5 protein-coding genes and 3 rRNA genes are annotated in these 11,852 nt (G+C 47.3%); 6 read left to right on the top strand and 2 right to left on the bottom strand.

From position 1 onward, the window contains the following. Positions 1–19 precede the first annotated feature (19 nt). On the top strand, positions 20–2,512 hold the full coding sequence (gene gyrA, locus BC8716_RS06565) for a DNA gyrase subunit A (RefSeq protein ID WP_094424403.1): 2,493 nt from the start codon (positions 20–22) through the stop codon (positions 2,510–2,512). A 63-nt stretch (positions 2,513–2,575) separates the two neighbouring features. Here the strand turns inward: gyrA and BC8716_RS22450 are convergent, their stop codons facing one another. Continuing rightward, positions 2,576–2,737, bottom strand: coding sequence for a hypothetical protein (locus BC8716_RS22450; protein WP_167369563.1), 162 nt, complete (start codon positions 2,735–2,737; stop codon positions 2,576–2,578). 136 nt (positions 2,738–2,873) lie between these two features. On the opposite strand from BC8716_RS22450, the gene BC8716_RS06560 reads away from it, so the two are divergent. From BC8716_RS06560 to rrf, 5 genes are all read left to right on the top strand, one after another. Continuing rightward, on the top strand, positions 2,874–3,854 hold the full coding sequence (locus BC8716_RS06560) for an SDR family oxidoreductase (protein WP_179290855.1): 981 nt from the start codon (positions 2,874–2,876) through the stop codon (positions 3,852–3,854). A 296-nt stretch (positions 3,855–4,150) separates the two neighbouring features. Then, positions 4,151–4,750, top strand: a complete 600-nt coding sequence (locus BC8716_RS06555; protein ID WP_094424402.1) for an undecaprenyl-diphosphatase — start codon at positions 4,151–4,153, stop codon at positions 4,748–4,750. Positions 4,751–5,047: 297 nt separating this feature from the next. Beyond that, a 16S ribosomal RNA gene (locus tag BC8716_RS06550) occupies positions 5,048–6,598 on the top strand. Positions 6,599–7,052: 454 nt separating this feature from the next. Continuing rightward, positions 7,053–9,989, top strand: a 23S ribosomal RNA gene (locus BC8716_RS06545). Positions 9,990–10,152: 163 nt separating this feature from the next. Further along, positions 10,153–10,268, top strand: a 5S ribosomal RNA gene (gene rrf, locus BC8716_RS06540). The 16S, 23S and 5S rRNA genes sit together here, the layout of an rRNA operon. Positions 10,269–10,861: 593 nt before the next feature. Here the strand turns inward: rrf and BC8716_RS06535 are convergent. Continuing rightward, positions 10,862–11,821: a YaaC family protein gene (locus BC8716_RS06535; protein ID WP_094424401.1), complete on the bottom strand. Its 960-nt coding sequence runs from the start codon at positions 11,819–11,821 to the stop codon at positions 10,862–10,864. Positions 11,822–11,852 lie beyond the last annotated feature (31 nt).

Here is an 11,852-nt window from a genome sequence, read left to right as displayed (position 1 = left end):
TGCCCTGGAGGTTTACGGAATGGCTGAAGAAGATGTACCAAGACTAAGAGAAAGACAAATAGACGAGGAAATGAAAGAATCGTTCATCGATTACGCGATGAGCGTCATTGTCAGCCGGGCGCTGCCAGACGTAAGGGATGGCATGAAGCCCGTGCATCGCCGTATTCTGTATGCCATGTTTGAGCTTGGGATGACGCCAGACAAACCATATAAAAAGTCGGCGCGGATCGTAGGCGAAGTGCTTGGGAAGTACCACCCACACGGCGATACTTCTGTATATGACGCAATGGTACGGATGGCACAAGATTTTAGTTATCGTTATATGCTCGTCAACGGACACGGCAACTTCGGTTCTATTGATGGCGACTCTGCTGCGGCGATGCGTTATACAGAATCAAAAATGTCCAAGATTTCAATGGAGCTAGTCCGGGATTTAAACAAAGATACCGTTGATTTTATCGATAACTATGACGGTACTGAGCGAGAACCGAAAGTGCTGCCCTCCCGCTTTCCGAATTTACTCGTCAACGGCACGTCGGGGATTGCAGTCGGGATGGCAACCAATATTCCGCCACATCAATTAGGCGAAGTAATTGACGGTGTACTTGCTTTAGCAAAAAATCCTGACATTAGTATTCCTGAGCTCATGGAATATATTCCAGGCCCTGATTTTCCAACAGGCGGCGAGATTCTCGGCCGCTCTGGCATACGCAAAGCCTATTCAACAGGACGAGGCTCAATTACCGTACGCGCTAAAACCGAAATTGTCGAAAACAAAGGCAAACAGTCGATTATCGTCACGGAACTGCCATACCAAGTCAATAAAGCGCGTCTGATTGAAAAAATCGCCGAACTAGTGCGTGACAAGAAAATCGATGGCATTACCGAACTGCGTGATTCTTCAGACCGCAATGGCATGAACATTGTCATCGATGTGCGTAGAGACGCAAATCCAAACGTCATTTTAAACAATTTGTTTAAACAGACAGCCTTGCAAACAAGTTTTGGCATTAATATGCTTGCTCTTGTGAACGGCCGGCCTGAAGTCTTAAACTTGAAACAGACGCTGGAACAATATTTGGCTCACCAAGTAGAAGTGATCCGCAGGCGCACTCAGTTTGACCTAAACAAAGCGGAAGCCCGTGCCCACATTCTGGAAGGGTTGCGCATTGCCCTTGATCATATTGATGAAATCATTGCCTTAATCCGTGGTTCGGAAACGGCAGAAATCGCTAGAAACGGCTTAATGGAACGATTCGAACTCAGCTATGACCAAGCACAAGCGATTCTCGATATGCGCTTGCAACGGTTAACTGGTTTGGAACGGGATAAACTTGAACAAGAATACAACGACGTGTTGGCGCGAATTGCTGAACTTCGTGCAATTTTGGCTAGTGACGAGAAAGTCATTGCCGTCATCCAAGAAGAAATCCTTGCCATTAAAGAGAAATTTAATGACGAACGGCGGACGGTCATTTCGGCGAGCGAAGAACATTTGGAAGATGAGGATTTAATTCCACGGCAAAATATTGTTATTACTATTACCCATAACGGCTATATTAAACGCCTGCCTATTTCTACGTACCGTGCTCAAAAACGGGGCGGAAAAGGCGTACAGGGCATGGGTACGAACGATGACGACTTTGTCCAGCACTTGTTTACGACCAACACGCACCATACTGTGTTAGTCTTCACAAACAAAGGGAAAGCCTACCGCCTAAAAGGGTATGAAATCCCTGAATTAGGTCGAACAGCAAAAGGCATTCCGGCGATTAATCTGTTGCCGTTTGATCCAGGCGAAACGATCAGTACAGTCATCCCGATTGAATGCTTTGATGACGATTCATATTTGTTTTTCGTAACAGAGCACGGCATCGCCAAACGAACAAAGTTGTCTGCATTTGCGAATATCCGTAAAGGTGGTTTATTCGCGATCAATTTAAGAGAAGGCGATTCGCTCCACGGCGTACGCTTAACCGATGGCAACCGTGAAGTGATGATCGGGACGAAACAAGGAATGGCAATCCGTTTTCCAGAAACAGATGTCCGCTTAATGGGACGTACTGCAGGCGGCGTCAAAGGCATTACCCTTTCGGAGAATGACGGTGTTGTCGGCATGGACGTAGTTGATGAAAACCAAAGCGTCCTCGTCGTTACCGAGAAAGGCTACGGCAAACGGACGCCACTTGAGGAATACCGAGTCCAAAGCCGCGGCGGTAAAGGGATTAAAACATGCAACATTACCGATAAAAACGGTCCTCTTGTCTCTTTGAAAATGGTGGCCGACGAAGACGACATTATGATTGTTACCGCCAATGGGATTATTATTCGCACCAACGTAGACGGCATTTCAACAACTGGCCGAAATACTCAAGGCGTGACGTTGATTCGTGTCGGCGAAGGAGAAGAAGTAGCGACAGTGGCCCGTGTGAACATTAACGACGACGAAGTCGATGACTTAGAAGACGATGATGAGCAAGAGCAACCGACATCAGAGGAAAACACAGAATAAAAAAGCAAAAAACCAGTTAGCATCCTTATTGAGCTAGCTGGTTTTTTTCGTATACGTCTCACATTAAATAATCGGGTAGGAAGGACCATAGCGAGGATAGGCATAAAAAGGTGGGCGAGGCCCGATTTTAGGAACTAGCCAAGAGTCCTTTAAATAAAACATCCGTTCTTTTTGATTGACGTCTTTTTCCAACAGCAAAGTTACTTCAGGATAAAAAGTATACAAGCGAAAACACTCCTTTTTCTTTACTGTACGCAAGCATGTTATTTACGAGCCTATCCTTTTTTAAGCGAAGACGGGCACAAAGGCAACTGCCTATACATACGGTGGCAATAGCTAAAAAGGGACGGAGGAGAGGCAAATGGCAAGCAAAAATGACGGCGACTTTAAAGAAAAGGAAATAAAAGCGCTACAAGACTGGTTTGAACGCCATAAGCAAACAAAACCCTATCCCCAATATCCATACTATGGAAAAATCACACGTTACGAAGACATTCCACTGGCGGCTCCAGAACAAAGGCAATTAAAGCACCCTGGCGTTGAACGGTTAATGGTACCAAAACCCATTATTGAAAACCCAAATGTACAAGGAAGCGGAAAATTAACAGGGAAAACGGCAATCATTACTGGTGGCGACAGTGGCATCGGCGCTGCGGCAGCAATTGCCTTTGCCAAAGAAGGTGCAGATGTAGTAATTAGCTATTTGGATGAACATGAAGATGCCCAGCGCACGAAAAAGCGGATTGAAGAATTGGGGCAACGTTGTTTGCTTTTGCCTGGCGACGTCAGTGAAAAGCAGATGTGTGAAACAATTGTTGCGAAAACGATCGAAGCATTTGGGAAAATCGATATTCTTTGCAATAACGTCGGCATTCAATTTCCACAACACTCCATCGTCGATATTACTGATGAACAATTTGACCATACATTTAAAGTCAATTTTTATTCCCACTTTTATTTAACGCGCGCAGCCCTTCCACATTTAAAGGCAGGCAGTTCTATTATTGGAACGACATCGGTCGTTACCTATGTCGGAGAGCCTCAGCTTGTAGATTATACGGCGACAAAAGGGGCGATTGTCGGATGGACCCGTGCACTTGCCAAACAAATTGGCGATAAAGGGATCCGCGTAAACGCCGTCGCTCCAGGGAAAATATGGACACCGCTCATTCCCGCTAGTTTCTCCGCTGACAATAATGCCCTTCCAGGGGACAATGTCTTTAACCGGGTAGGGCAGCCATTTGAATTAGCGCCTACTTACGTCTATTTGGCATCTGATGATTCCCGGTTTGTGACAGGGCAAGTTCTCCATGTAGATGGCGGGCAATCGACGAATTCATAAAGCAAAAGCTTCCTGTCTAGTCTAGGAAACTGCACGAGCTGCATGAATACATTAAACTAAATTTTATGGGGACTGTTGGAGGATGTTGAAAACAACGGTCTCTTTTTTAGATAGATATGTCATTAAACGAAGAAGCAAAATAGTGTAAGAATAAAAATAACTTAAATTTTATTACATAATTGTAAGAGTAGTATTGCATAATTGTAAGGTTTACGTAAGGAAAATCGATTATTAACTAACAACACATTGCTTATACTTCTCCTATATCAATATAAAATTCAAGGAGAGGCATAATCATGGATTTATTTCAAATGAATGTTGATTTGTTTAGACTAATTAATGATTTTGGTAAAGAACATACATATCTAAACGATACTTTTATATTTATAGCTGAATATATGGTTTTTGTTCTTGCTTTAATTGTTTTAATGTTCTGGTTTACTAGGATAAGGGAAAATAGGATGATGATAATTTCGGCTATTATAGCCTTTATTGTTGCCGAGGTTATCGGGAAAATTGCTGGGAAGTTACATGCAAATAATCAACCATTTGCGGAATTGTCTAATGTAAATCAATTAATAGAGAAAGCAGTAGATAATTCCTTTCCGAGCGACCATACCATTTTATTCTTTGCGTTTTGTACAACTTTCTGCATATATCGAAAAAGATGGAGTTACATATGGATGACGGTTGCTTTTTTTGTTGGCCTTTCTCGTATTTGGGTGGGTGTGCACTATCCTGCAGATGTCTTAGTCGGGGCGCTAATTAGTATCGTTTCAGCTTTAATGGTTTCTTTTATGGTCCCTCGTCTTAAATTCGTAAGGAAATTACTATGGTTTTATGAAAAACAGGAACAACAGTTTTTACCTACTAGGGAAAAATCTAAAGAATTATAAGCTAAGATATTAAGATATTGGGAAGTAACTATACGGACGGCCAGTTCCAACTAAGTACCGCTAAGGCCGTCTTTTATAGTTTACAAGCATTACTTTAAAAAACCACAAATTATTTTCCTGAAATAGTTGACGCTATTTAACAAACATGATATATTAATTGAGTCGCCAAGAGAGAACGGCGACAAACGAGTCCTTTGAAAACTGAACAAAAGCCAAGCGTAAAAAGAGATACAAGGTATCTCGTCAATCATAGTGAGCCACAACTTCGGTTGTGCAATGAGCAAGTCAAACTACTTTTTAACGGAGAGTTTGATCCTGGCTCAGGACGAACGCTGGCGGCGTGCCTAATACATGCAAGTCGAGCGGAGTTTCAAGAAGCTTGCTTTTTGAAACTTAGCGGCGGACGGGTGAGTAACACGTGGGCAACCTGCCCCTTAGACTGGGATAACTCCGGGAAACCGGAGCTAATACCGGATAAACCCTTTCTCCACCTGGAGAGAGGGTGAAAGATGGCTTCGGCTATCACTAAGGGATGGGCCCGCGGCGCATTAGCTAGTTGGTAAGGTAACGGCTTACCAAGGCAACGATGCGTAGCCGACCTGAGAGGGTGATCGGCCACACTGGGACTGAGACACGGCCCAGACTCCTACGGGAGGCAGCAGTAGGGAATCTTCCGCAATGGACGAAAGTCTGACGGAGCAACGCCGCGTGAGTGAGGAAGGCCTTCGGGTCGTAAAGCTCTGTTGTGAGGGAAGAAGCGGTACCGTTCGAATAGGGCGGTACCTTGACGGTACCTCACCAGAAAGCCACGGCTAACTACGTGCCAGCAGCCGCGGTAATACGTAGGTGGCAAGCGTTGTCCGGAATTATTGGGCGTAAAGCGCGCGCAGGCGGCTTCTTAAGTCTGATGTGAAATCTCGGGGCTCAACCCCGAGCGGCCATTGGAAACTGGGGAGCTTGAGTGCAGAAGAGGAGAGTGGAATTCCACGTGTAGCGGTGAAATGCGTAGAGATGTGGAGGAACACCAGTGGCGAAGGCGACTCTCTGGTCTGTAACTGACGCTGAGGCGCGAAAGCGTGGGGAGCAAACAGGATTAGATACCCTGGTAGTCCACGCCGTAAACGATGAGTGCTAGGTGTTAGGGGTTTCGATGCCCGTAGTGCCGAAGTTAACACATTAAGCACTCCGCCTGGGGAGTACGGCCGCAAGGCTGAAACTCAAAGGAATTGACGGGGACCCGCACAAGCAGTGGAGCATGTGGTTTAATTCGAAGCAACGCGAAGAACCTTACCAGGTCTTGACATCCTTTGACCACCCAAGAGATTGGGCTTCCCCTTCGGGGGCAAAGTGACAGGTGGTGCATGGTTGTCGTCAGCTCGTGTCGTGAGATGTTGGGTTAAGTCCCGCAACGAGCGCAACCCTTGATCTTAGTTGCCAGCATTGAGTTGGGCACTCTAAGGTGACTGCCGGTGACAAACCGGAGGAAGGTGGGGATGACGTCAAATCATCATGCCCCTTATGACCTGGGCTACACACGTGCTACAATGGATGGTACAAAGGGCAGCGAAACCGCGAGGTGAAGCCAATCCCATAAAGCCATTCTCAGTTCGGATTGCAGGCTGCAACTCGCCTGCATGAAGCCGGAATTGCTAGTAATCGCGGATCAGCATGCCGCGGTGAATACGTTCCCGGGTCTTGTACACACCGCCCGTCACACCACGAGAGTTTGTAACACCCGAAGTCGGTGAGGCAACCTTTTGGAGCCAGCCGCCTAAGGTGGGACAAATGATTGGGGTGAAGTCGTAACAAGGTAGCCGTATCGGAAGGTGCGGCTGGATCACCTCCTTTCTATGGAGTTTTTACTCTAGTCGATGTATGACCTTCTGGTCATATAGCGCTTAGGCTATTTGTTCAGTTTTGAGAGGACTCAAAACTCTCGATTAAATGCTATTGCTCCTGCGATTACTCGTCGCAAGGCAGCACGAAGCATAAACTGAGAAGTGTTACATGATGGGATTGAAATCAGTAGCCTTGTTCAGTTTTGAGAGGACTCACTCTCAGGTTCTTTGAAAACTAAATCCAGAAATAACTCAAATTGATCTTTGTTCATCGGTTGTATAACTGTTTGAACGAGACGTCAAGAATTCAATGCATACCTTTTTTATGTATTTTTTATTTTTGCGAAGAGAACCAAGCAGGTCGAGGATGGGAAATGTTCGAAGGAGGGAGCGTAGTTGCCTACGTGACCGACTGAGAAGCATGAACCAGACGAAGAGATGTGACGGTTATCTGAAGCAAAAAAGGATAAGTTAGAAAGGGCGCACGGTGAATGCCTTGGCACTAGGAGCCGATGAAGGACGCGACGAACCGCGATAGGCTTCGGGGAGCTGTAAGTAAGCTTCGATCCGGAGATTTCCGAATGGGGGAACCCACCATCCGTAATGGGATGGTACTGGCATCTGAACACATAGGATGTCGAGAGGCAGACCCGGGGAACTGAAACATCTAAGTACCCGGAGGAAGAGAAAGCAAATGCGATTTCCTGAGTAGCGGCGAGCGAAACGGAAACAGCCCAAACCAAGAGGCTTGCCTCTTGGGGTTGTAGGACACTCAACAACGGAGTGATCAAGAAACGGAGTAGGTGAACTGTCTGGAAAGGCAGGCCGAAGAAGGTAACAGCCCTGTAGCTGAAACTTCGTTTCCTCCAGAGTGGATCCTGAGTACGGCGGGACACGTGAAACCCCGTCGGAATCCGGGAGGACCATCTCCCAAGGCTAAATACTCCCTAGTGACCGATAGTGAACCAGTACCGTGAGGGAAAGGTGAAAAGCACCCCGGAAGGGGAGTGAAAGAGATCCTGAAACCGTGTGCCTACAACTAGTCAGAGCCCGTTAACGGGTGATGGCGTGCCTTTTGTAGAATGAACCGGCGAGTTACGGTATCGTGCAAGGTTAAGCTGATGAAGCGGAGCCGCAGCGAAAGCGAGTCTGAATAGGGCGCCTTTAGTACGATGCCGTAGACCCGAAACCGGGTGATCTACCCATGTCCAGGGTGAAGGTCGGGTAACACCGACTGGAGGCCCGAACCCACGCAAGTTGAAAATTGCGGGGATGAGGTGTGGGTAGGGGTGAAATGCCAATCGAACTCGGAAATAGCTGGTTCTCCCCGAAATAGCTTTAGGGCTAGCCTCGAGTGATGAGTCTTGGAGGTAGAGCACTGATTGGACGAGGGGTCCCCACAGGATTACCGAATTCAGTCAAACTCCGAATGCCAATGACTTTAACTCGGGAGTCAGACTGCGAGTGCTAAGATCCGTAGTCAAGAGGGAAACAGCCCAGACCATCAGCTAAGGTCCCCAAGTATACGTTAAGTGGAAAAGGATGTGGAGTTGCCCAGACAACCAGGATGTTGGCTTAGAAGCAGCCATCATTGAAAGAGTGCGTAATAGCTCACTGGTCGAGTGACTCTGCGCCGAAAATGTACCGGGGCTAAACGTATCACCGAAGCTATGGCAATCCCGTATGGGATTGGGTAGGGGAGCGTTCCAAGGACAGCGAAGCCAGATCGTGAGGACTGGTGGAGTGCTTGGAAGTGAGAATGCCGGTATGAGTAGCGAAAAGATAGGTGAGAATCCTATCCGTCGAAAGCCCAAGGTTTCCTGAGGAAGGCTCGTCCGCTCAGGGTTAGTCGGGACCTAAGCCGAGGCCGAAAGGCGTAGGCGATGGACAACAGGTTGATATTCCTGTACCACCTCGTATTCGTTTGAACGATGGGGGGACGCAGAAAGGTAGGGTGAGCGCGCCGCTGGCTGTGCGCGTCGAAGCATGCGAGGCTGGAACATAGGCAAATCCGTGTTCCGTAAGGCTGAGCTGTGACCGTGAAGGACCTTCGGGTCCGAAATCCCTGATCCTCCGCTGCCGAGAAAAGCCTCTAGTGAGAATACAGGTGCCCGTACCGCAAACCGACACAGGTAGGCGAGAAGAGAATTCTAAGACGCTCGGGAGAACTCTCGTTAAGGAACTCGGCAAAATGACCCCGTAACTTCGGGAGAAGGGGTGCTCTAGTAGGGTTAACCGCCCGAGAGAGCCGCAGTGAAAGGATCCAAGCGACTGTTTAGCAAAAACACAGGTCTCTGCGAAGCCGTAAGGCGAAGTATAGGGGCTGACACCTGCCCGGTGCTGGAAGGTTAAGAGGAAGGGTCATCCCTTGCGGGAGAAGCTCTGAATTGAAGCCCCAGTAAACGGCGGCCGTAACTATAACGGTCCTAAGGTAGCGAAATTCCTTGTCGGGTAAGTTCCGACCCGCACGAATGGTGCAACGACTTGGATACTGTCTCAACGAGAGACCCGGTGAAATTATAGTACCTGTGAAGATGCAGGTTACCCGCGACAGGACGGAAAGACCCCATGGAGCTTTACTGTAGCTTGATAGTGAGTGTTGGTATCATCTGTACAGGATAGGTAGGAGCCTTGGAAACCGGAGCGCTAGCTTCGGTGGAGGCGTCGGTGGGATACTACCCTGATGGTGCTGGCATTCTAACCTCGACCCGTGATCCGGGCCAGGGACATTGTCAGGTGGGCAGTTTGACTGGGGCGGTCGCCTCCTAAACAGTAACGGAGGCGCCCAAAGGTTCCCTCAGAATGGTTGGAAATCATTCGTAGAGTGCAAAGGCAGAAGGGAGCTTGACTGCGAGACCTACAAGTCGAGCAGGGACGAAAGTCGGGCTTAGTGATCCGGCGGTGCCGTATGGAAGGGCCGTCGCTCAACGGATAAAAGCTACCCTGGGGATAACAGGCTTATCTCCCCCAAGAGTCCACATCGACGGGGAGGTTTGGCACCTCGATGTCGGCTCGTCGCATCCTGGGGCTGAAGTAGGTCCCAAGGGTTGGGCTGTTCGCCCATTAAAGCGGCACGCGAGCTGGGTTCAGAACGTCGTGAGACAGTTCGGTCCCTATCCGTCGCGGGCGTAGGAAATTTGAGAGGAGCTGTCCTTAGTACGAGAGGACCGGGATGGACATACCGCTGGTGTACCAGTTGTTCCGCCAGGAGCATCGCTGGGTAGCTACGTATGGACGGGATAAGTGCTGAAAGCATCTAAGCATGAAGCCCCCCTCAAGATGAGATTTCCCATGGCGTAAGCCAGTAAGACCCCTTAGAGATGATGAGGTTGATAGGTCAGAAGTGGAAGCGTGGCGACACGTGGAGCGGACTGATACTAATCGGTCGAGGACTTATCCTATACACATTCTTGACAATTGAGTCTATTTCGGATTTAGTTTTGAAAGAATCACCGATTCTTTCTATACCCTTCAGATCACTCTGAAGATAAAAAAACTACGAAGACAAGCAGGAATTCGAGGGCCGGAGTGCTCGAAGAAATCCAAAGCTTATCTGAAGTAGAGTCCGGTGACAATGGCAAAGAGGTCACACCCGTTCCCATGCCGAACACGGCCGTTAAGCTCTTTTGCGCCGATGGTAGTTGGAGGCTTCCTCCCGCGAGAGTAGGACGTTGCCGGGCAACAGTAAAGACACCTGAATAGGTGTCTTTTTTGTTATGGGCAGGAAGCAAAAGAGTGCTGCTTCGAAGAAGCAGAGTTAAATGCTTAATTAGGAGTATATGGAGATAAGCTCCTATAAAAAAACTACGTGAATAGGCTTCACTGGAAAAGCATCGTGTCCTCCTGTGAGACGTAGGGATCATTTTCGTAGAACAGCGTGAAAAGCATCATTGAAAAAGACCCATGCCCCACATCCCCGTAGGAAATAATCCCGGAGCCAGGACGTTGCCGGGCAACAGTAAAGACACCTGAATAGGTGTCTTTTTTGTCATGGGCAGGAAGCAAAAGAGTGCTGCTTCGAAGAAGCAGAGTTAAATGGTTATTAAGAGTATATGGAGATAAGCTCCTATAAAAAAACTACGTGAATAGACATCACAGAAAAGCATCGTGTCCTCCTGTGAGACGTAGGGATCATTTGTAAAACAACATGAAAAACATCCTAGAAAAAACCCCGTGCCCCACTTCCCCGTAGAAAATGATCCCGGAGCCAGGACGTTGCCGGGCTTTTGTTATATGCAGGAAGCAAAAGAGCGACTGCTTCGGAGAAGCAGAGCTAAACGCTTATTAATTGAAATAGCTGACGTTCGATAAGCTTCTTTGTCCGTGCTTGGACGGTCTCTAGAAATTGTTTAATAAAAGGGATCTCATCGCAATCCATTGTATGGATTCGTTCTCCCCACCATTCTGTTTCATAACGGCAGATCATGCTCAAGTTATAAAGCACGAGATAGTAAATAGCCAACTCAGGCAATGGCAAGTGATTGGCTTTTGAACGGTGGATGAGGGGGGAGCCATCATTATCAAAATGAAAAGGGGGAGCCGCATTTCTGGCTGCTTGGGCGTTTGCAAAGCGGATTTCTACTTGTTTTTTTGTTTCTACTACGGTAATTGCTCGCGTCTTTGGCACGAGCTTACGCATTTGCTCGAGTGCGTATTGTTGAAAGCGGTTAGCAGTCATATGATACAGGTCAAGCAAGGTCGGCTCGAAAACCATCTTATCGGCGGCAGCCCATTTTCCTTTCATAAAAGGTTCTTCATGAACCAGGAATGCAAAACAAGCATGCATATCAGGAAGTTGCTTAAGTAAAGTTTTCATTGCGTATTTATTCTCCGAATGTTCCATGTGAAACAATTTCTCAATCATGAGAGGGTAAAGGCCGTTCCGTTGCTCCTTCACTTCGTCTTCTAAAAAAGAGTAGCCTTGCTTCTTTCTTTTCCTCGTTGTGATGCCATGAGCGAGCACAGCAGCATTTTCAGGGTAATAAGGGTCAACAGATAAAACACATGACTTGATTAGCTGTGAAAGGCCATAAAATAAAAGCATGGGCTTAATCGCGAAAGGAGCAATTTGCGCTTGGGCTAAGTACAAACAACCATGCTGCAATTGGTACATAAATCGGTAACAATTTTGGTAACTCATAGAGGATGCATCATCGTATGAGTGGCTTTGATAACACTCAAATAAATAGTTCCGCGTAAAAGATGCTGAATCAAAAAAAGTTAAACGCTCCACTTTATATACACTCCCATTTTTTTGCGCACTG

Source organism: Shouchella clausii, from assembly GCF_002250115.1.
GTDB classification, from domain to species: Bacteria; Bacillota; Bacilli; order Bacillales; family Bacillaceae_D; genus Shouchella; species Shouchella clausii.
Note: the sequence above shows the minus strand (reverse complement) of the source record. Positions and strands in the feature narration are given on the sequence as shown.

Bases quoted from the DNA above. Each gene is read 5' to 3' on its own strand.
- gyrA (WP_094424403.1), top strand. From the start codon at position 20: ATGGCTGAAGAAGATGTACCAAGACTAAGAGAAAGACAAATAGACGAG.
- BC8716_RS06560 (WP_179290855.1), top strand. From the start codon at position 2,874: ATGGCAAGCAAAAATGACGGCGACTTTAAAGAAAAGGAAATAAAAGCG.
- BC8716_RS06555 (WP_094424402.1), top strand. From the start codon at position 4,151: ATGGATTTATTTCAAATGAATGTTGATTTGTTTAGACTAATTAATGAT.